The organism is Bacillus sp. J41TS8, from assembly GCF_018333035.1.
GTDB lineage: Bacteria > Bacillota > Bacilli > Bacillales > Bacillaceae > Bacillus > Bacillus paralicheniformis.
On the sequence record NZ_BORF01000008.1, the window covers coordinates 98,103 to 120,524 of the forward strand.

General features: G+C 44.5%; 16 protein-coding genes. 9 read left to right on the top strand and 7 right to left on the bottom strand.

What is annotated here, in order from left to right; genetic code table 11:
* Positions 1–71 precede the first annotated feature (71 nt).
* The 5 genes from KI350_RS12615 (at position 72) to KI350_RS12635 (ending at position 6,917) form a co-directional block, all read left to right on the top strand.
* The gene (locus KI350_RS12615; protein WP_023857571.1) at positions 72–3,758 is read left to right on the top strand and encodes a nitrate reductase subunit alpha; all 3,687 of its coding nucleotides are present in this window, start codon (positions 72–74) and stop codon (positions 3,756–3,758) included.
* Positions 3,748–5,217 (top strand): nitrate reductase subunit beta, encoded by a 1,470-nt coding sequence (narH, locus tag KI350_RS12620; RefSeq protein ID WP_020451629.1) that lies wholly within the window; start codon positions 3,748–3,750, stop codon positions 5,215–5,217. Before KI350_RS12615 ends, narH begins: the two co-directional genes overlap by 11 nt.
* A gap of 17 nt (positions 5,218–5,234) precedes the next feature.
* A complete protein-coding gene (gene narJ, locus KI350_RS12625; protein ID WP_020451628.1) occupies positions 5,235–5,777 on the top strand; it encodes a nitrate reductase molybdenum cofactor assembly chaperone in 543 nt (180 codons plus the stop codon).
* On the top strand, positions 5,774–6,460 hold the full coding sequence (gene narI / locus KI350_RS12630) for a respiratory nitrate reductase subunit gamma (protein ID WP_020451627.1): 687 nt from the start codon (positions 5,774–5,776) through the stop codon (positions 6,458–6,460). Before narJ ends, narI begins: the two co-directional genes overlap by 4 nt.
* Before the next feature lie 112 nt (positions 6,461–6,572).
* The gene (locus tag KI350_RS12635) at positions 6,573–6,917 is read left to right on the top strand and encodes a hypothetical protein (RefSeq protein WP_020451626.1); all 345 of its coding nucleotides are present in this window, start codon (positions 6,573–6,575) and stop codon (positions 6,915–6,917) included.
* Between the two features lie 45 nt (positions 6,918–6,962).
* On the opposite strand, the gene KI350_RS12640 is transcribed toward KI350_RS12635, so the two are convergent.
* Positions 6,963–8,375, bottom strand: coding sequence for an alanine/glycine:cation symporter family protein (locus KI350_RS12640; RefSeq protein ID WP_023857575.1), 1,413 nt, complete (start codon positions 8,373–8,375; stop codon positions 6,963–6,965).
* A 327-nt stretch (positions 8,376–8,702) separates the two neighbouring features.
* Here KI350_RS12640 and KI350_RS12645 point away from each other — a divergent pair, with 327 nt between their 5' ends.
* The 3 genes from KI350_RS12645 to KI350_RS12650 all read left to right on the top strand — a co-directional run bounded on the left by KI350_RS12645 (position 8,703) and on the right by KI350_RS12650 (position 10,293).
* Positions 8,703–9,047 carry a hypothetical protein gene (locus tag KI350_RS12645; protein WP_020451623.1) on the top strand — a complete coding sequence of 115 codons (345 nt, stop codon included), beginning with the start codon at positions 8,703–8,705 and terminating at the stop codon, positions 9,045–9,047.
* A gap of 28 nt (positions 9,048–9,075) precedes the next feature.
* A complete protein-coding gene (locus KI350_RS23215; RefSeq protein ID WP_020451622.1) occupies positions 9,076–9,201 on the top strand; it encodes a hypothetical protein in 126 nt (41 codons plus the stop codon).
* 309 nt (positions 9,202–9,510) lie between these two features.
* On the top strand, positions 9,511–10,293 hold the full coding sequence (locus KI350_RS12650; RefSeq protein WP_020451621.1) for a (S)-acetoin forming diacetyl reductase: 783 nt from the start codon (positions 9,511–9,513) through the stop codon (positions 10,291–10,293).
* Positions 10,294–10,517: 224 nt separating this feature from the next.
* Here KI350_RS12650 and KI350_RS12655 read toward each other — a convergent pair whose 3' ends face one another.
* The 4 genes from KI350_RS12655 to KI350_RS12670 all read right to left on the bottom strand — a co-directional run bounded on the left by KI350_RS12655 (position 10,518) and on the right by KI350_RS12670 (position 16,001).
* Positions 10,518–11,924, bottom strand: coding sequence for a sugar porter family MFS transporter (locus KI350_RS12655; RefSeq protein ID WP_095290635.1), 1,407 nt, complete (start codon positions 11,922–11,924; stop codon positions 10,518–10,520).
* A 281-nt stretch (positions 11,925–12,205) separates the two neighbouring features.
* Positions 12,206–13,630, bottom strand: a complete 1,425-nt coding sequence (gene araA / locus KI350_RS12660) for an L-arabinose isomerase (protein ID WP_039072738.1) — start codon at positions 13,628–13,630, stop codon at positions 12,206–12,208.
* Between the two features lie 43 nt (positions 13,631–13,673).
* On the bottom strand, positions 13,674–14,369 hold the full coding sequence (locus KI350_RS12665; protein ID WP_039072737.1) for an L-ribulose-5-phosphate 4-epimerase: 696 nt from the start codon (positions 14,367–14,369) through the stop codon (positions 13,674–13,676).
* A gap of 24 nt (positions 14,370–14,393) precedes the next feature.
* Positions 14,394–16,001 (bottom strand): xylulokinase, encoded by a 1,608-nt coding sequence (locus KI350_RS12670; RefSeq protein ID WP_075213280.1) that lies wholly within the window; start codon positions 15,999–16,001, stop codon positions 14,394–14,396.
* A 351-nt stretch (positions 16,002–16,352) separates the two neighbouring features.
* Between KI350_RS12670 and KI350_RS12675 the strand changes: the two genes are divergently transcribed.
* Positions 16,353–17,444, top strand: a complete 1,092-nt coding sequence (locus KI350_RS12675; protein ID WP_079289404.1) for a GntR family transcriptional regulator — start codon at positions 16,353–16,355, stop codon at positions 17,442–17,444.
* A 270-nt stretch (positions 17,445–17,714) separates the two neighbouring features.
* On the opposite strand, the gene parC is transcribed toward KI350_RS12675, so the two are convergent.
* A complete protein-coding gene (gene parC, locus KI350_RS12680) occupies positions 17,715–20,138 on the bottom strand; it encodes a DNA topoisomerase IV subunit A (protein ID WP_020451615.1) in 2,424 nt (807 codons plus the stop codon).
* A 4-nt stretch (positions 20,139–20,142) separates the two neighbouring features.
* Entirely contained in the window at positions 20,143–22,110 is a 1,968-nt protein-coding gene (gene parE / locus KI350_RS12685; RefSeq protein WP_020451614.1) for a DNA topoisomerase IV subunit B, read from the bottom strand.
* Positions 22,111–22,422 lie beyond the last annotated feature (312 nt).

Sequence of the window (22,422 nt, forward strand, 5' to 3'; positions counted from 1 at the left end):
TTAACAAGGTCCAGCGCCTCCTCCATATATAGTGAGGGTAGCATCACTGACTCAGAAGGAGTGAACCAGCAATGAAAAAAAAGAAACAGAGTCCCATTTTCAGGAGATTAAATTATTTCTCTCCTATTGAACGCCATTCCAATCAACACAGCCAAACCACTTATGAAGACCGGAATTGGGAAGATGTATACAGAAATAGATGGCAGCATGATAAAGTGGTTCGCTCTACCCACGGGGTGAACTGTACAGGCTCCTGCAGCTGGAATATCTACGTCAAAAACGGAATCGTCACATGGGAAGGGCAGCGACTCGATTACCCTTCGACTGGCCCTGATATGCCGGACTTTGAACCGCGCGGCTGTCCGAGGGGAGCGAGCTTTTCCTGGTATATATACAGCCCGCTCCGCGTGAAATATCCGTATGTACGCGGTGTGCTGATCCAGATGTGGCGCGAGGCGCTAAACAGCAGCAAAAATCCGCTGGAAGCATGGAAATCAATTATCGAAAACCCTGAAAAAGCAAAGGCCTATAAACAGGCGCGCGGAAAAGGCGGATTTGTCCGCGCCGAATGGAGCGAAGTCCTGAAGCTGATTTCGGCTTCCCTTCTGTACACCATTGCCAAATACGGTCCTGACCGAAATGTCGGCTTCTCGCCGATTCCAGCCATGTCGATGCTCAGCCACGCAGCAGGGTCACGCTTTATGTCCCTGATCGGCGGGCCGATGCTGAGCTTCTATGACTGGTATGCCGACCTCCCTCCTGCTTCACCGCAAATTTGGGGAGATCAAACCGACGTTCCGGAAAGCAGCGACTGGTACAATTCGGGCTACATCATGACATGGGGTTCTAATGTGCCGCTTACCAGAACGCCTGACGCTCACTTTTTAGCCGAAGCCCGCTATAAAGGGGCAAAAGTGATTTCGATCAGTCCGGACTTTGCCGAGTCCTCAAAGTTTTCCGATGATTGGCTGAGCATCAGACAAGGAACGGACGGCGCACTGGCCATGGCGATGGGCCACGTCATTCTCCAAGACTTTTATGTCAACCAGAAGACGGAGCGTTTTATTGATTATGCAAAACAATATACCGATTTCCCGTTTTTGGTGACTTTGAAAGAGGAAAACGGAACGTTCACAGCAGGCCGCTTCCTCCATGCTAAAGATATCGGGCGTGCGACAGAGCATGATGAGTGGAAGCCTGCCGTTTGGGACGAAGACACAGATGGATTTGCGATTCCGCAGGGCACGATGGGCTCTCGCTGGGACGGCCAAGGAAAATGGAATCTGCGCATGGTTGATGAGGATTCAGAAAAACCGATCACACCTCGGCTTTCCATGCTTGGACACGAAGATATGATCGGCACGGTCAACATTCCTTACTTCTCACATGACGGCAATAAAGTGCTTGAAAGACCGCTTCCGATCAAAAAAATGATTCTGGACGGAGAGGAAGTTTTTGTTTCTACCGTTTTCGACCTGACGCTCGCCAACTATGGCGTCAACCGCGGAATTGACGGGCAGACGCCGGCATCATTTGATGATCCTGAACCGTTTACACCGGCTTGGCAAGAGCCGATTACTGGCATTAAAAGTGAAATGGTGATCAAGATCGCAAGGGAATTCGCGCAAAATGCGATTGACACAGAGGGCCGTTCAATGATCATTGTCGGCGCCGGGATTAACCATTGGTTCAATTCAGACACCATTTACAGAGCTGTGCTGAACCTTGTGCTTCTCGTCGGAGCTCAAGGGGTTAACGGAGGCGGCTGGGCCCACTATGTCGGCCAGGAAAAACTCCGGCCGGCCGAAGGATGGCAGACGATCGCGACGGCCAAAGACTGGGGAGGCCCTGCCAAACTGCAAAACGGAACATCATTTTTCTACTTCGCTACCGACCAGTGGCGCTATGAAGATCAGGAAATCAGCGGGCTTGCTTCCCCTATCGCAAAAACATCGCGCTACAAGCACCACGCCGATTACAATGTGCTGGCGGCAAGACTCGGATGGCTTCCTTCGTATCCGACGTTTGAGAAAAACGGTATTGATCTGTATAAAGAAGCAGAAAAAGCAGGCGCTGAGAACGCTCAGCAAGTCGGAAGCTATATCGCCAGACAGCTTGAGGAGAAAAAGCTCAAGTTTTCAATTGAAGATCCTGACAATGAAAAGAACTTCCCGAGAAATCTATTTGTCTGGAGAGCCAACTTAATCTCGAGCTCCGGCAAAGGTCATGAATATTTTCTGAAGCACTTGCTCGGCACGACTAACGGACTGATGAACGATGATCAGGACAGCGTCCGTCCCGAAGAAATCACATGGCGTGACAAAGCGCCTGAAGGCAAACTCGACTTACTGGTCAATCTCGATTTCCGGATGGCGGGAACAGCCCTTTATTCAGACATCGTGCTCCCTGCGGCCACCTGGTACGAAAAACACGATCTCAGCAGCACGGATATGCATCCGTTCATCCACCCGTTTAACCCGGCAATCAGCGCGCCGTGGGAAGCAAAGTCTGATTGGGATATTTTCAAAGCATTGGCAAAAGCGGTTTCCAATCTGGCTGAAGAAATGGACATGGAACCTGTAAAAGAGGCTGTTGCGACTCCTCTTCTCCATGACACTCCACAGGAAATGGCGCAGCCGCTCGGGAAAATCAAAGATTGGAGCAAAGGCGACTGCCCTGCCGTTCCCGGCAAAACAATGCCGCAAATTCATGTTGTGGAACGGGATTACAAGCAGATTTTCAATAAGATGACATCGCTTGGGCCGAATGTTGTCAAACAGCCGTTTGGTACGAAAGGTATGAACTGGTCTGTTGAAGCGGAATATGATTCCCTCAAAAAAACGCTCGGCGTCGTAAAAGACGACACGATCGCCAAAGGCTGTCCTGACATCAGTGATGCAAGACAGGCTGCGGAAGCGGTATTGACCCTCTCTTCCACTTCAAACGGGAAAGTAGCCGTTAAAGCGTGGGAATCGCTTGAAAAAATAACGAATCTTGAGTTGAAAGACTTAGCTGAAGAACGGGAAGAGGAATGCTTTACATTTGAGCAAATTTCGGCTCAGCCGAAAACGGTGATCACCTCCCCTGCTTTCAGCGGTTCTGAAAAAGGCGGACGGCGCTATTCTCCGTTTACAACGAACGTTGAAAAACTGATTCCGTGGAGAACGCTGACCGGCAGACAGTCTTTTTACCTTGATCATGAAATGATGACCGAATTCGGCGAGAACATGGCGACATTCAAGCCGATCCTGATCCACCGCCCTTTCTTGAACAAGCGTCCGGATCAGGAAGGAAAAGAAATCGTTTTAAACTATTTAACGCCGCATAATAAATGGTCGGTTCACAGCATGTATTTTGATTCCCTGCCGATGCTTACCCTTTTCAGAGGCGGGCCGACAGTCTGGATGAATAAAGACGATGCGGAAGAAACCGACATTCAGGACAACGACTGGATCGAATGCTTCAACCGAAACGGAGTCGTCGTCGCACGGGCCGTGACATCACACCGGATTCCAAAAGGAATGGCCTTTATGCACCATGCCCAAGACCGGCATATCAATGTACCGGGAACAAAGCTGACGAATAACCGCGGTGGAACCCATAACAGTCCGACACGCATCCATGTCAAGCCGACGCAGATGATCGGAGGCTACGGCCAGCTCAGCTACGGATTCAACTACTACGGGCCGACAGGAAATCAGCGCGACCTCAATGTCGTGATCAGAAAATTGAAGGAGGTCGATTGGCTTGAAGATTAAAGCTCAAATCGGAATGGTAATGAACCTTGATAAATGCATCGGCTGCCATACATGCAGCGTCACATGCAAAAACACATGGACAAACCGTTCCGGTGCAGAATATATGTACTTCAACAACGTCGAAACAAAACCGGGCATCGGCTACCCTAAACAATGGGAGGACCAGGATAAATACAGAGGCGGCTGGGAGCTGAAAAAAGGCAAACTTCAGCTCAAATCAGGCGCCAAAACAACGCGGCTCATGAATTTATTCTACAACCCGTACCAGCCGACGATCGATGACTACTATGAACCTTGGAACTATGATTATGAAACGCTGACAAACAGTCCGGAGAAAAAACACCAGCCTGTTGCAAGGCCGAAGTCTTCCATTACGGGAGACTTCATGAACCTTGAATGGGGTCCGAACTGGGAAGACGATCTTGCCGGCGGCCACATTACAGGCCTTCAAGATCCAAACGTCAAAAAAATGGAAGAATCGATCAAGACTGAATTTGAAGACGTCTTTATGATGTATCTGCCAAGGATATGCGAACACTGCATCAATCCTTCCTGCGTCTCCTCCTGTCCGTCGGGAGCGATGTACAAACGCGAAGAAGACGGGATCGTTCTCGTCGATCAAAATGCGTGCCGCTCATGGAGACACTGTGTATCATCATGCCCTTATAAAAAAGTGTATTTCAACTGGCAGACGAACAAGGCGGAAAAATGCACATTGTGCTTCCCTCGTCTTGAAGCAGGACTGCCGACAATCTGCTCTGAGACATGCGTCGGCAGAATCCGCTATCTCGGAGTCATGCTTTATGATGCAGATAAAGTCGAAGAAGCGGCTTCAGCCGAAAATGAAAAAGATCTATATCACTCCCAGCTGGAAATTTTCCTTGATCCGAATGATCCCGCTGTCGCAGAAGAAGCAAAAGCTCAAGGCATTCCGCTGGAGTGGATCGAAGCAGCGCAAAAATCTCCAATCTACAAAATGATCATCGATTGGAAAATCGCTCTGCCGCTGCATCCTGAATACCGGACATTGCCGATGGTATGGTATATTCCGCCGCTCAGTCCGATTATGAATATGTTTGAAGGAAAAGGAACGGCCCAATCAGCTGAAGATATCTTCCCTGCCATTGATGAAATGCGGATTCCGATCGAATATTTGGCCAATTTGCTGACTGCCGGTGATACACACCATATAAGAACGACATTAAAGAAAATGTCTGTGATGCGTATGTACATGCGAGCGACTCAAACGAACAAACAGATCGATTCAGCCCTGATTCAAGATACCGGATTGACTGAAGAGCAGATTGAAGATATGTACCGTCTGCTTGCGATCGCCAAATATGATGACCGCTTTGTCATTCCGCAAACCCATCGCGAAGAAGTCGCGGATCTGTACATGGAACAAGGAAGCTGCGGATTATCGTTTGCCGGAGGACCCGGCTCTTGCCAAAACATATAACACTGGAGGGAAGCTTCATGAATGGAACAGACAAACAAACCGTTTTTGCCGCTCTTTCTCACCTCCTCTCCTACCCTGATGAAGAGTGGAGAAAAGAACGTTCCGAATGGCAGCAGATCATCGGCGAAATCGAACATGAAGCGCTGAAAGGGCATCTGCTTGCCTTTTTGGAAAGCGCGGCTTCCTATTCGTCTGAGGAATTGATCGAAACGTACGTATATACGTTTGATTTCGGCAAAAAAACGAACCTTTATGTCACCTATTTCAACTCCGGTGAACAAAGGGAGCGCGGAATTGAATTGCTGCAGCTGAAAGATCTGTATCAGCAGTCCGGTTTTCAGCCGACAGACAAAGAGCTGCCGGATTATCTGCCGCTCATGCTTGAATTTGCTGCAGTCGCCGATCATGAAAAAGCTGCGGCTGTATTCCAAAAATACGCAGCGAACCTGGAAGAATTAAGATTGCAGCTTTCAGAGAATGAAAGCATCTATACGCCGTTATTAGACGGATTAATGATGATTTTAGAGGAAATTGGTGTTGAAAGGAATGTACAGCCATGATCGAACAAATCCTGTGGGTCATCCTCCCCTATATCGTCATCACCATTTTTATCGGAGGGCATATATACCGCTATCAACATGATCAGTTTGGCTGGACGGCCAAATCAAGCGAAATGCTCGAAAAGAAAAAATTGGCGCTTGGCAGCAGCCTTTTTCACTGGGGAATCTTTTTTGTCATCGGCGGGCATGTGATGGGAATTTTAATTCCGGAAAGCCTTTATCAAGCGCTCGGCGTATCAGAGCATATGTACCATAAAATCGCGATCGGTTTCGGACTGCCCGCGGGCATCGCCGCGCTGTCAGGACTTATCATATTGACCTACCGCAGATTCACGGACAAACGAATTCGAAAAACGAGCTCTGCCGGTGATTTCATCACGCTGGTCGCTTTGTTATTCGTCATGACGACTGGGCTTGCGGCAACCTTCTTGAACATCGATTCAAAAGGATTCGACTATCGGACAACAATCAGCCCGTGGTTTCGCAACATTTTCTTATTCAAGCCTGATGCCGGACTTATGGCGAGCGTGCCCCTCTGGTTTAAGCTTCATATTATGATGGGCTACGTCATTTTCATCGTCTGGCCGTTTACTCGGCTCGTCCACGTATTCAGCATGCCGCTAAAATATTTGACAAGAAGCTATGTTGTTTACCGAAAACGGGCGCCCCGCAAAAGCATTTAAACATTTTCCCTAAAGCCAAAACGGCTTTAGGGATTTTTTTCTCTATAGGCAAGCTACCCTTATTCCCTATCAATCATACGATAAAGCAAACCATCAGAAAGGAGCGTTTTTATTGTATCCATACGATCCTTCACTATATGATCCGTATCGCCAGCAATTTCCGCCGGGGCCGCCTCCAGGAGTTGGAGGACAGCAGCAACAGCAGTTTCTCCCCCCGCCGCCGAGCCAATTTCCGCAAGACACCGGCCCTTCGGTATTTGCCGTTGATCCCGGCGGAATCAGAAGATGCCTGTTCAAATATACATTCATCCGCTTAAGAAACGGCAGCCGCTTTTGGTTCTACCCGGTTTTCGTCGGACGTTATTCGATTGCGGGCTACCGCTGGAGACCGCGTCAATTCCGCTGGGTTTACTTCGGTATTGACTTGAACGAGATTACCTCATTCAGCTGTCAGTAAAAAAACAAGAAAAAGGCGCCCCAAGGACGCCTTTTTTCATATTGTTTATTTCGATTGCAATGTTTCCTTCTCGTCTTCCCAAGCCTCTGTGTTTTTCAGACCTGGAATCGAGCTTGCCTTAAAGACAGGGTTCTTCCCTGTTTTACGCTGATCAGTATAGTCTTTCAGCACTTTCGCGGCAATTCCGGAAAGAAGCAGAATCGCAATCAGGTTAATGATCGCCATTAATCCCATAAATAAATCCGCCATGTCCCACACAAGTTGAAAACCGGATACAGATCCGAAGATGACCATTGCGACAACAGCTGTACGGTAAACGGCAAGCGTCGTCTTGCTCTTTTTAATAAATTCAATATTCGTCTCACCATAATAGTAGTTTCCGACGATTGAGCTGAAAGCGAACAGGAAAATCGCCACTGCGACAAACGCAGGCGCCCAGCTTCCGACATGATGCTGCATGGCTGCTTGTGTAATTTGAATGCCGTCAAGCTCTTTGCCCGGCGTCAGATTGAACAGCAGAATCATAAAGGCTGTCGCACTGCAGATAACCATCGTATCAAAGAATACGCCAAGCGTTTGGATAAAACCTTGCTTCGCCGGGTGAGAGACATTGGCAGTCGCCGCTGCGTTCGGCGCGCTTCCCATTCCGGCTTCGTTTGAAAACAAGCCGCGCTTCGCACCGATAATAATGATGCTGCCGAGCGTACCCCCTGCAATCTGCTCGATCCCGAAAGCATCTTTCACAATCATCGCGAAAACGGCCGGTATTTGAGAAATATTCGTCAGCACGACAAATAAAGCAAGTCCAAGATAAATGACCGCCATAACCGGAACGATCAACTGCGAAACTGTCACAACGCGTTTCAAACCGCCGAAAATGATAAATCCGGTCAATACCGCCAAAACAATTCCGACCGTTGTTTTATCAAGGTTGAAAGCCCCTTCCATCGAACCGACGATCGTATTGGCTTGCACCGCATTAAAGATCAATCCGAATGTAATCGTAATCAAAACGGCAAAGATAATGCCCATCCATCTGGCGCCCAGCGCTTTTTCCATGTAATAAGCTGGGCCCCCTCTGAAATGATCGCCGTCTTTGACCTTGTACACTTGAGCCAGCGTACTCTCCACAAAGCTGGAAGCCATACCGACAAGCGCGACAACCCACATCCAAAAGACCGCTCCAGGTCCTCCTGTTGCAACAGCAAGCGCGACACCGGTCAGGTTACCCGTGCCGACACGCGAAGCGGCGGAAATAAAGAAAGCCTGCAAAGACGAGACGCCTTTTCCTTTCTCCTCCTTTTGTCCGACGATACGAAACATCTCGAAGAAATAGCGGAATTGAACGAATTTCAATTTAAAAGTAAAGAACAGGCCTATTCCTATTAATATATAGACTAAATAAGTCCAAATAAAACCGCTTGGGACATTGATGATTTCGCTTAAAATTTCTTCCATAGCACCCTCCTGAAACAAACGAATTTTGTTTTGATGTTAAGTTTTCTAACATGATAGGATTATATCATAATAATGACACAAGAAAAACTAGATAGAATTTTCTGTCTTTTAAACATAAAGGCTGTTAACATCATTATTACTTTAGTCCCAATGCTCATTATAGCAGAGTATCATCTTTATTCATATATAAAAATGCGCTTTCATTCCAAGTGCGTTGCGAAAAATCTCATATTGTCAATAAATATTTGCCAACTGTCACAAAATAATCATCTTTTCTTATAACATAAAATATGCTAAGATGATGAGATACTAAGGGGATGAGATCAAATGAAAAAGACATTGTTTCTGCAACTGTCCATATTCTTTTTAGTCATTGCGAGCCTTCATTCGTTCTCAATGCCCCAGATGCCGGCAAATCACCATACGCAAAAAGCCGCTGTTTCAGGAGACGAACTCCATGAACTGACAGCCGGCAAATATGGTGAAGAAAAGGCGAAATCATTGTGGAATTCACTCGGCTTCGGAGCTGAATCCATCCTTCTCTTCATCTTAGCTGCGGCTTCCGGCCAGGCGTTCATGATGAACAGGCGGAAAGAGCATCTGAAGGCATTTATGCTCGCGGTGTTCTATCACTCTTCTTATTTCGATAAAGCGCATGTTTTAAAACCATAACCATACGAAAAAAACGGGAGGTTTTAACATGTTATTTATTATAAGAACGGTGATTATTGGACTATTTTCATTAGCAGCAATCAATTTGTTTGTTTTTCAAGGAATTGAATTCATGCACGCGATTACCGACCTTTTCAATCGCCAGGACAGCTGAATTTGAAGCGATTTGAAAAAGCTAGACAATAAAATTCATGAAACAGTTTGATTGGCATGAGTCCGGCACTGCACGGATTCATGCCTTTTCATTTGGTCTTCCTTCGTCTTGTGATTGCAGTAAAAGCGGAACAATCCTATTATACTTAAATACAGCTTTTCCATCTTCTTCAAAAACAATTAAATTTTTTCGAAAAATTTTAAACATTTTTTCAACAACTGCCGGGATTTTATTTCAAATCTACAAATATAAGATATAATGTTTCTGTACCAATTAAATACCAATTACTTATAGAAAGAAGATGTTCATATGAGTAAAGTATCTGGAAAAATTGCTTTTGTTACTGGCGGAGGCCAAGGAATTGGCGAAGCAATCTGCAAACGTTTGGCGGAGGATGGGTTCGCTGTTGCAGTTGCCGATTATAATGTAGAAACTGCAACACAAGTTGCTGAGGACATTAACCAGCATAACGGTAAGGCAATTGCAGTTAAAGTGGATGTTGCTGATCGGGACGATGTTTTTAAAGCAGTCGATGAAACGGTTAAACGCCTCGGCGGTCTTGATGTGGTGATCAATAATGCAGGTCTTGGACCAACCACACCTATTGAAAGCATTACATATGAAGATTATCGGAAAATCTATGATGTTAACGTCGGCGGTACTTATTGGGGAATTCAAGCAGCTGTAAAAGCCTTTAAAGAACTTGGACACGGCGGGAAAATCATTAATGCTTCTTCTCAAGCCGGTCAAGTCGGTAACCCAGGCTTGGCAGTTTACGGCGGAACAAAGTTCGCTGTTCGCGGGATTACGCAAACGGCGGCAAAAGATCTAGCTGAATTAGGCATTACGGTTAACGCCTTTTGTCCGGGTATCGTAAAAACGCCTATGATGATGGGGATTGCACAGCAAACCGCTGATGAAGCAGGCAAGCCATTTGAATGGGGAATGGAACAATTCGCTAAAAATATTGCATTAAAACGCTTATCAGAGCCGGAAGATGTAGCAGCATGCGTTTCTTATCTTGCAGGGCCAGATTCAGATTATATGACCGGCCAGTCTCTTATCATTGATGGCGGAATGGTATTTAATTAATTTTAAAATCATATTCAATATGGAGGGCGGAGTTTTCCGCCTCCATATTGAAATAACAAGCTAGAGCTGATATGTCACGGTTCGTCCAATCACGCCCCGTTTAAAAATTTGGACCAAAGAGCGTCTTCCCTTTTGAAACCCCCTGTTTCAAAATGAACTAGTGCGAAGATTTCCCCTGCGATAAGCGGCACCCAAGATAGCTCCTTTCGATTCCACTCCAAGCCTCATAGGTTTATTTGCGCGCTTTTTCCGCCAATTTGTTTATTTCCTCCATTTTTTTCGATTTCCTCTAAACTGCGACCTCGAGTTTCAGGGACGCGTGTCCGGATAAATACAACTCCAAGTAAACAAATAACACCGAAGATTGCAAACACAGCTTCTTGAGACATCGAAGCGGTCATAATAGGAAATAGCAATCCAACCAAGAAAGAGCCGATCCAGTTAAATGATGAAGCTATTCCAGACGCGCGCCCGCGAATGACCAGAGGGAAAATTTCTCCTACGATGACCCAAGTTAAAGGAGCCCACGTGAATGAATAAAGTGCTACATAGATACTTAAAAAGACAACCATCATCATCGGATTTGCATTAGGAATTAATATATTCAATATTGCCGGCAAAATAAAGGACAGCCCCATAACGGTTCCGCCTACTGTTAATAAAGTACGGCGATTAAATTTATCAGCGATCATGATGAATAGCAATGAACCTAGCACGAGAATAACACCTTGAATAATCGGCCACATCAACGCTGAACTTGCCGCATTCCCTGTTGCTTTTTCTACAATCAAAGGAATGTAATAAAAAATTGCGTTAGCACCCTGGAATTGTTGAAAAGCGGCAACACCCACACCAGCAATTAATAAAAAACGATATTTATTACTTAAGAGTGTAGCCCATGATGCTTTTTGATTTGCCTTTGTTTCCTCTCTGGCAGTTTCTTGTATTTGTGCTATTTCAGAATCAATCTCTCCTTTGTTAGAGCGAATATAGCTCAACACCTTGCGTGCTTCATCAAGTTTATTGTTCTTGATTAAAAAACGAGGTGATTCAGGTAACTTTAACATTCCAACATATAAGATCACAGCAGGTACGGCAGCCAAACCAAGCATCAACCGCCACGCCATTGTTTCCGGCAAATCTTTCAATAGAAAATCGACAATGTAAGAAAGCAACATTCCAGAACAAATCATGGTTTGATTAATTCCTGACAGCCGTCCGCGTAAACGTGCAGGCGCCATTTCCGACATATAGGCCGGGACCAATGCAGAGGCAGCACCAACGGCCAATCCTAATAAAACCCGAGAAACAATTAAAAACAGTACCCCATTATGAGGTGCTATTCCTGACAAAATGGATCCAACAACAAAAATGACAGCGGAAATTAAAATCATTTTGCGACGTCCCAAACGATCAGAAAGTTGTCCGGCCAGGGCGCCTCCAAAAATAGCGCCTAACATGACCGAAGAAGTAATCCAGCCAATAACCCCGGCGTTGTCTTGAAGGTTCCAATCGTGTTGCAGAAAAGGCAAAGCACCCGTCATAACGCCGATATCATAACCGAAAAGAATGCCGGCAAAAGCCCCGAAAAAATAAATGAAGCCACTTGAGATTTTCTTTCCATTAACCATTTAAGTTCCCTCCTCAAGGTTGAAATGATATTGTGTAATCCAGCCACCAAAATTATCGATGGCTTTTTCAGAAATCATTAAAGTGTTTCCAAACTGCAAATACATGCTAGGATATTGGTGGGATTTCTCACTAAACCTCATGGTTTTATTCGCCTATTATTAAACGCTTTCAATTTTTCCGGAACATAACGATAACGCTTACAAAATCATGAATATTTTGATATCTGATATCCCTATTTTTCACCTCCAAGGAAGCAGAGCCTCCTCGGAGGTTAGAGGCATTACTTAATTACTACATATTCCAGGTCAACCAGCTTTGCATAAGTGATCATTTGGTCTGTTGTTAAATTCAATGAAACAACTGTATGGTGACCGCCGCCGTTTTCAAGCCACGCTTTCACTCCATCCTGAAAGTTAGGCTTCACTTCCCAAAGCACCCGTGCCACCGGAAGGTTTGGTGCCGGAACAGTTGGTTCAAATGCAGAAACTTCGTTAATCAACAGTTTGTAATGCGTACCAAAGTCTGCCATCGAAACAACCACACCATCTCCTGCTTTTCCGTCGAACACTAAGCGTGCCGGGTCTTCACGATCACCAATACCTAATGGAGATACGATAATTTTCGGTTTGCTGCTTGCTAAAGATGGGTCAACTTCAAGCATATGTGATTGAAGGATTGATTCTTGACCGGCAGCTAATTCATATGTGTAATCTTCCATAAAGCCGGTTGATTGGTTACGGCTCATCACTTTGAGTAAACGATCGAGCGCTGCAGTTTTCCAATCTCCTTCACCAGCAAAGCCATATCCTTGGGCCATCAAACGTTGGACGGCAAGACCCGGAAGTTGTTTCATCCCATATAAATCTTCAAAGTTAGTTGTGAAGGCATTATAACCACCATCATCCAGGAAACGTTTAATGGCGATTTCATAGCTTGCTTGTACTTTTACGCTCTTCTCCCAATCTTCCTGACTGTAAGTACCATAATCAAATTCATAAAGGTCTGCATATTCAGCAAACAATCGATTAATTTCTTCATCTGTAACCGCATTCACGTATTGAACAAGATCACCAATGCCAAAGTAATCAACTGTCCAGCCAAATTGAATTTGTGCTTCAACCTTATCCCCTTCAGTAACAGCAACGTTACGCATGTTGTCACCAAATCGGGCGACCTTGATGTTGAAGCTTTCGTTATAAGCAACCGCTACGTCCATCCATTCCGCAATTTGCTGTTGCACTTCAGGGCGTTCCCAATAACCTACGACAACTTTATTTTGTTTTTGCAAACGGGCATTGATAAAACCATATTCACGGTCCCCATGAGCAGATTGGTTTAGGTTCATAAAGTCCATGTCAATCGTTGTCCACGGAATACTTTCATTAAATTGTGTCGCTAAATGAAGTAACGGTTTTTGTAATAATTTTGTTCCGCGAATCCACATTTTTGCAGGTGAAAAAGTATGCATCCAAGTGATAACACCGGCAACTTCGTCACGATAGTTCACTTCTTTCATGATGCTTGTGATTTTATCTGCACTAACAGCTAAATCTTGCAATACAAGCGGGTATGGCAATACAGCGCTTTCATTTAATGCATCAGTCACGGCTTGCGCGTGCGCTCTGACTTCTTCAAGCGCTTCTTCCCCATAAAGATGTTGTGAACCTACGACAAACCAGAATTCTTTTTTTCCTTGTGTTAACATCATAACCCTCTTTTCTTAAATGAATAGTTTGATAGAATTGACTTTACTTTTGACCATAATAAGCATTTTTACCGTGTTTTCGTAAATAATGTTTATCTAAAATACATTGTGGTAATTCTTTTGCAAAATGATTTAATTCTCGGGTAAATAAATTCATTTTCGCGACTTCATCCAACACCACACTATTCAATACTGCTGATTTTACATCTTTGCCCCAAGTAAATGGACCATGACCATGAAGTAAGACACCGGGAACAGCTAAAATATCTAACCCGCGCTCTTCAAATGTTTCGATAATGACATTACCTGTTTCTACTTCGTAACCTCGATCAACCTCCTCTTGTGTCAAGTATCGGGCACATGGCACGGAACCATAGAATGTGTCTGCATGAGTGGTCCCCATCGCCGGAACATCAAGGCCTGCTTGAGCCCAGATTGTCGCCCAAGTTGAATGAGTGTGTACAATTCCTCCAATTTCAGGGTAATGCTTATAAAGTACCGCGTGAGTCGCTGTATCTGATGAAGGTCTCAGCTCTCCTTCAACAATATTGCCATCTAAATCAACAACCACCATATCACTAGCTTTCATTGTTTCATAATCAACACCACTAGGTTTGATAACGAATAAACCAGTTTCACGGTCAATGGCACTTGCATTTCCCCATGTGTATTTCACAAGTCCGTATTTAGGCAAGTCCAAATTTGCTTGTAACACTTCTTCTTTCAGTTGTTCTAGCACGTCAACCCCTCCACTTTCCACTCATTAAATCAAATGATCCACAGCGGCCTGCTCAATCATTAAACCTTTTTTGTACCGTTCGATAAATGCTTCAAATCCTTCAACATCTAATTGATCAGGGTAAATTTCTTGCCCGGCATCCTCTTCAAAGACTTTTTTGTCGAGGAAATCTTCTAAGCTTTCTTGTTGATCTTTGTTCATCATGTAAGAAGCAAGAATAGCCATTCCCCACGCACCGCCCTCTCCGGCAGTTGCCATAACTGATACTGGCGTATTCATTGCAGCCGCAACAATTTTTTGTCCGACAAGAGGGGTTTTGAATAAACCGCCGTGAGCTAAAATGCTATCAATATCAATATTTTCCTCTTTGGTCAAAATATCCATTCCGATTTTCAAAGCTGCAAAAGCTGCAAAAAGGTGTGTCCGCATGAAGTTTGCTAAATCGAAACGACTCTCTGGTGAGCGGACAAATAACGGCCGGCCTTTTTCTAGTCCTGTAATATTTTCACCAGAGAAATAACCGTAGCTTAGTAAGCCACCGCCGTCTGAGTCAGCCTCCAAAGCTTTATTCAACACCACTTCGAATAATTTATTCATTTCAACCTTTTGTCCCATTGCCTCAAAAAATTCACGAAACAACCCTAGCCAAGCATTCAAATCGCTTGAGCAGTTATTCGCATGAACCATTCCAACCGGACTGCCGTTTGGCGTTGTTACCAAATCAATTTCTGGATATACTTTCGAAAGTTCTTTCTCTAATACAATCATGGCAAAAACTGAAGTTCCTACTGAGATGTTTCCAGTGCGTTTCCTCACACTATTCGTAGCAACCATTCCTGTTCCAGCATCGCCTTCCGGCGGACAAACCGGAATGCCCGGTTGTAAATTTTTTGACTGATCCAGAATTTTCGCGCCAATTTCGGTTAATTCGCCAGCTTGCTCGCCTGAAATATAAACTTCAGGAAGAATATCCTTTATCCTCCAAGGATATCCTTTGTTCGAAATCAGTTCATCAAACTGCTTGAGCATCGATTCATTGTAATTTTGCGTTGATTCATCAATTGGGAACATGCCCGAAGCATCTCCAATGCCAATTGCTTTATTGCCAGTCAGCAACCAGTGAATGTACCCAGCTAAAGTGGTGATATAATCAATGCGAGGCAAATGTTTCTCTTCATTTAATATCGCTTGATATAAATGAGCAATACTCCACCGTTCAGGGATATTGAATTGAAATTGATCAGTTAATTCTTTTGCTGCAGCACCGGTTGTTGAGTTACGCCAAGTTCGAAACGGAACAAGCAGCTCCCCTGTGTTGTCAAAAGCCATATATCCATGCATCATTGCAGAAAATCCAATAGAACCGATTTTGCGAATGGTGATGCCATAATTTCGTTCAACATCATTCTTCATTTCACTATAAGCTGTTTGCAACCCAGTGATAATATCTACTAAGTTGTACGTCCAAAATCCATCTTCCAAGCGGTTTTCCCACTCATAACTTCCAGATGCGATTGTTTCAAAACTGCTATCAATCAACACTGCTTTAATACGTGTGGATCCGAATTCAATTCCAAGCGATGTTTCCCCTTCAGTTATCGCCTGCTTGATGTTTACTTGATTCGCTTTCACGTTATCCCCCCTCTGATAGCGATTTCAATATTATTCGAAAGAAGGCATTCCCCTTTTCGCTTAACTTAATTACAGACTTAGTATATTTTTTGTACGTACATTTGTCAATCAATAATATAATATGTTCATATAAATATCACAACGATATTTCTATTCTTTTTCTCTTCATGCTTATAATAAAAAGTATTTGTATAACATGAAATTTAAAGAAAAAAATTAGAATTACTTATTCATTTTCACGAAAATAAGGTGAAATCTTTTCATTCATTGAAAGCCATGATAAAATATGTCCACACAAATCATTCAATTAAAAAAATTAGAATGCGAACAACTATGAAAGAAGTGAGTGAAATGAAACCAAAGTATAAGGTCATCATTAATGATATAAAAAGTAAAATCCTTTCAGGAGTTTACAGGGTAGGAGAACAAATTCCTACTGAATCCGCCATACAAGAAGAATACAAAGTCAGCCGGCACACTGTTCGAAAGGCGATTTTAGAGCTGGCGAACGAGGGGTTTTTAAGAAGTGAAAAAGGGTCTGGCACTTATGTAAGTAATCAGTATCAATCAAAACCTGGAGGGAATTCCAATAATAAAATAATCGGTGTAATTACGACCTACATTTCAGATTACATTTTCCCGTCAATTATTCGCGGAATTGAAGGGAGATTGAATGAGGCTAATTATTCGTTACTATTAGCTAGTACAAATAATGATGTCGAACAAGAAAAAAAAGCTTTGGAAATGATGTTGTCATTTGGCGTCGATGGTTTAATTGTTGAACCTACGAAAAGTAATCTATACAATCCCAATATTGCTTACTATTTATCGTTTAAGGAACAGGATATTCCTTTCATCATGATCAATGCTTATTATGAAGAATTAGATGTTCCTTTTCTTTGTCTCGATGATGTGCAGTCCAGCTATCTCGCAACAAAAGAATTAATATCAAAAGGACATACACAAATTGGTCTCATTTCAAAAATGGATGATTTACAAGGAAAGTATCGAATGAAGGGGTATATAAAAGCGCTTGGTGAAGCCAAATTACGATTTCACCCAGAGCATGTGCTTTCGTACAATACAGAGACAAAGCTGGACCTATACACAAACCTGAAGAAGTTTCTTAATGAAAAAAGAGACATGTTGACTGCAATCGTCTGCTACAACGACGAAGTCGGGCTGGAAGTAGCAAATGTATGCAGACAACTTAATATTTCTATCCCGGACAAATTGTCAATTATTGGTCAGGACAATTCGTATATTGCCAAAAATGCGAATATCAAACTAACAACATTGACACACCCTCAAGAACAAATGGGACACGATGCAGCTGATTGGGTCATCAAGAAATTGCAAGGAAAGAAAGACTTACCAAACGAAACCTACTATCAGCCTGTGTTAATTGAAGGTGAAACCGTAAAAGAGTTAGATGTACAATAATCTTGGTGTGATCAAGGAAAACCCAGTCCATGTGCACTAAAGGCGTGAACGCGGACTGGGTTGTTTTACTCTGTTATTAATTAAGCAGCAGAGAATTTTCATGTATTTGACGCTTACTCCAAAAAGAAAGCGAAAATCTCACCGATACGGGAACCTGTGTAAAGTTTATCTGGCATGCTCTTTTTCTGCAGCATTCTTCGTTGTCTTGCAGAATGGCTCTATTCTTGATAGGCATGTGGTGATATCCCTAGAATTGGGCGCAGGTCGATTTCACTCCCGTTCATGTTTGCTGATCCATACATCCGTTACTTCCCCTGCCTCATCTTCGTCGATGATGAAAGAACCGTTGCTGTACCGGTCATGAAGCTTGATATCTTTGACAAGCATCTCCTCTGTGATGCCTTTTTCGGTTTGAAGCGTGATTTGAGCATGATATGAGCATGCGAGCAGCCCGGTGATGCGGTGAGGTTTTTTCTTCAATTCCCTCAGCATGAGAACCCCTCGTTTCGCCCGTGACGTTTTTTCAAATTCGGTGCGGTTCATCCGCTTAATAGATCCGCGCTGGGTCACGAGCACAAGCACATCCGATTCTTCTAAAACCTGCCCGCTGGCGACAAAGTCGCCGTCTTTCAAATTGACGCCTTTGACACCGGCCGCCCTTGCGCCGACGACGCTGACCTCATCTTCTGAGAACCACAGACCGTAGCCGGAATGTGTCGCGATAAACAAATCTTTCGTTCCGTCCGTTACATGAACATCAACCACTTCATCGTCGCCTTTTAAGTTAAGAGCGACCAATGCTTTTGAATAGCGCTGTGCTTTATACTGCATCAGCTGAGTTCTTTTCGCCATTCCGTTTTTCGTAAAGAACAGCAGGTATTCAGATTCGGTAAACTCTCTGACAGGGATCGCCTTGACGATGGATTCATCGCTGTCGATCGATATGATATTCGTGATGTGCTGACCCAAGTCTTTCCATCTGATATCAGGAAGCTGGTGAACCGGACAATACACATAGCTTCCTTTATTTGTAAATAAGAGCAGTACGTCTGTCGTATTCATTTCCAGCTGACAGAGCAGACGGTCGGTATCTTTCATGCCGAAGTCCTGGCCGTTTGATGCAGCAAAAGACCGCTGGCTCGTTCGTTTAATATAACCGTCTTTCGTCACGGTCACATAAACGTCTTCAGAAGCCACCATCACTTCAAGATTGATTTTGATTTCTTCAATTTTCTCCTCGATGACAGAGCGCCTTTGACCGGCATAGGTTTTTTTCACCTTTTTCAAGCTGTCTTTGATCACTTTCAAGAGTTTCTTGTCATTGGAAAGGATCTCTTCCAGCTCTTTGATCTTCTGGTCGAGTTCTTTTGCTTCTTCCTGGAGAGCCGTAATATCTGTGTTTGTCAGCCTGTACAGCTGCAATGAAACGATCGCTTCAGCCTGCGGCTCTGTAAATGCGAACTTTTCGATCAGATTGTTTTTGGCATCGCGCTTGTCATTGGAGGAGCGGATCGTCGCAATGACTTCATCCAAAATGGACAGTGCTTTCATCAACCCTTCTACGATATGATGCCTTTCCTTCGCTTTTTTCAGCTCATACTGAGAACGGTTGGTGATGACTTCTTTTTGGTGGCCGATATAAGCGTCCAAAATTGATGTGAGATTCATCAACATCGGTCTTCTGTTATGAATAGCCACCATGTTAAAGTTGTACGGAATCTGCAAATCCGAGTTTTTGTACAAGAAATTTAAAATACCTTGTGCATCCGCTTCTTTTTTCAGCTCAATCACGATTCTGAGTCCTGTCCGGTCGGTCTCGTCACGGACTTCGGAAATCCCTTCGACCTTCCGTTCAATCCTAAATTCGTCCATTTTTTTCACTAAATTCGCTTTGTTGACTTCAAACGGAATTTCAGTAATGACAATTTGCTGGCGGCCGCCTCTGATGGTTTCGATCTCGGCTTTGCCCCTGATGATGATTTTACCTTTTCCGGTTTCATAGGCTTTTTTTATGCCTTCTTTACCCTGAATGATTCCTCCGGTCGGAAAGTCCGGTCCTTTTACGAGCTCCATGAGGTCATCCACACTGCAGTTCGGCGAGTCAATCCGCCTTATCACGGCATCGATCACTTCCCCGAGATGATGCGGCGGAATGTCAGTAGCATACCCGGCGGAAATCCCTGTCGATCCGTTGACAAGCAGGTTCGGAAACATCGCCGGAAGGACGACGGGCTCCTTGCTTGTATCATCAAAGTTTGGCACAAACTCGACCGTTTCTTTGTCAATATCTCGCAAAAGCTCTGAAGCGATCGCTGCGAGCCTTGCTTCTGTATAACGCATCGCAGCCGGCGGATCACCGTCGATGCTTCCGTTGTTACCGTGCATTTCAACCAGCACGTTGCGAACCTTCCAGTCCTGGCTCATCCGCACCATCGCTTCGTAGACCGAACTGTCTCCATGAGGATGATAGTTCCCGATTACATTACCGACCGTTTTTGCGGCCTTGCGGAAATTCTTATCGTGCGTGTTCCCTTCCGCATGCATGGCGTATAGGATTCTTCTTTGAACAGGCTTCAGGCCGTCCCTGGCGTCAGGGAGCGCCCGATCCTGAATAATGTATTTGCTGTATCGGCCGAAACGGTCGCCGATCACGTCTTCCAATGGTAAATCATGATAAATCTCTGGCTGTGCCATTTATTTAAACCTCCTCAGCGACCGATAAATTCTCGTTTTCTAAAATGTTGCTTTCTTCATCAAGTCCGAAAGCGACGTTTTTCTCAATCCATTTTCTTCTCGGCTCAACTTTGTCGCCCATCAATGTCGTCACGCGCCTTTCCACACGGGCTGCGTCATCGATTTTAACCCTGACAAGCGTTCTTGATTCGGGGTTCATTGTCGTTTCCCAAAGCTGGTCAGCGTTCATTTCGCCGAGACCTTTATAGCGCTGAATCGTATATCCTCTTCCGACTTTTTTGAGGACGTCGTCCATTTCTTCATCAGACCAAGCATATTCAATGATTTCTTTTTTGCCAGACCCTTTGCTGACTTTATAGAGCGGCGGCAGCGCGATAAACACTTTTCCGTGCTCGATCAGCGGCTTCATATAGCGGTAGAAAAAAGTCAGGAGCAGCACTTGGATATGAGCGCCGTCTGTATCCGCATCTGTCATGATGATGACTTTGTCGTAATTGATGTCCTCAATGTCAAAATCAGCGCCGACCCCTCCGCCGATCGCATGAATAATCGTATTGATCTCTTCATTTTTAAAAATATCGGCCAGCTTCGCTTTTTCCGTATTGATAACCTTTCCGCGGAGCGGCAAGACAGCCTGGAATTTCCGGTCTCTTCCCTGCTTTGCTGATCCTCCGGCTGAGTCACCCTCCACGAGGTACAATTCGTTTTTGGACGGATTCCTTGATTGTGCAGGCGTCAGCTTGCCGGAGAGCGTCGCTTCGGATTTCTTTCTTTTCTTTCCGCTTCTTGCCTCTTCTCTTGCTTTTCTCGCAGCTTCTCTTGCCTGAGAGGCTTTAATCGCTTTTTTGACGAGCAATGTTGCCGTTTCCCTGTTTTCTTCAAGGAAATATGCGAGCTGCTCGGAGACGATCGCATCAACGGCTGACCTTGCTTCACTCGTGCCGAGCTTTCCTTTTGTCTGTCCTTCAAATTGAAGAAGCTCTTCTGGAATCCGGACGGAAACGATGGCTGACAGGCCTTCCCGGATGTCCGTTCCTTCAAGGTTTTTGTCCTTTTCTTTTAAAAGGGCCACCTTTCTCGCATATTCGTTGAATGCTCTTGTCATCGCCGTTTTCGCACCGGACTCGTGGGTTCCTCCGTCCTTTGTTCTGACATTATTGACGAATGACAGGATGTTTTCGGAATAGCCGTCATTAAATTGAAACGCGAAGTCCACCTCGATGCCGTTGTGCTCCCCTTCAAATGAGACCACTTCAGAAAGCGCGTCTTTCTCCTCATTTAAATAAGCGACAAAAGCTTCGATTCCGTTTTCGTATAAAAACGTTTCTTTTGTTTGATCGCGTTCATCGATCAATTCGATTTTTAATCCTTTTAACAAAAAGGCTGATTCTCTCAGACGCTCTGAAAGCGTTTCAAAGTTAAAAGTCGTTGTGCTGAACATCGTAGGATCAGGCTTGAAATGAATCAGGGTGCCGGTCTTTTTGGTCGTTCCGATTTTATCAAGGGATGTCACCGGTTTGCCGCCGTTTTCAAAACGCTGCCTGTAAACATTTCCGTCCCGCTCAATTGTGACTGTCAGCCACTCGGACAGGGCGTTTACAACGGATGCACCGACGCCGTGCAGCCCCCCGCTCGTTTTATAGCCGCCTTGGCCGAACTTTCCTCCGGCATGCAGCACTGTCAAAATAATTTCGGGAGTCGGTTTGCCGAGCTTATGCATTCCTGTTGGCATTCCCCGGCCTCTGTCTTGCACCGATATGCTGTTATCTTTATGTATCTTTACTATAATGTGATTCCCATGACCCGCGAGGACTTCATCGACGGAATTATCGACGATTTCATATACGAGATGGTGCAGGCCCCGGCTGTCTGTCGAACCGATGTACATACCGGGGCGTTTTCTGACCGCTTCCAGGCCTTCGAGCACCTGTATGGAATCATCATTATAGTCAAATTGCTGTTTCTTAACCAAATGCATAAACCCCTTTCAAAAATCAAACATTGCTTATAAAGAATAATACACACTCTGTCATGTAAAGCAAAGTATTATCCGATTCTTTTCCAAGCGCTTCAAGCATTGTCGGGAACATGTTAAAATGAAAGCCGCTTTTTTGCACAGCCGTCATTTTACACGATTCGTCCCCTGGAGGACAAGGCTTTTCCTGCCGGAAATTGGAAAATCATTCTTTAAAAAACTGTCCAAGACTTATTGTAGCCGTTTTTCACAGCAATTCGCAAACATATTCTCGCATAAAAAAGACAAAAACCCTTGAAAAAACAAGGA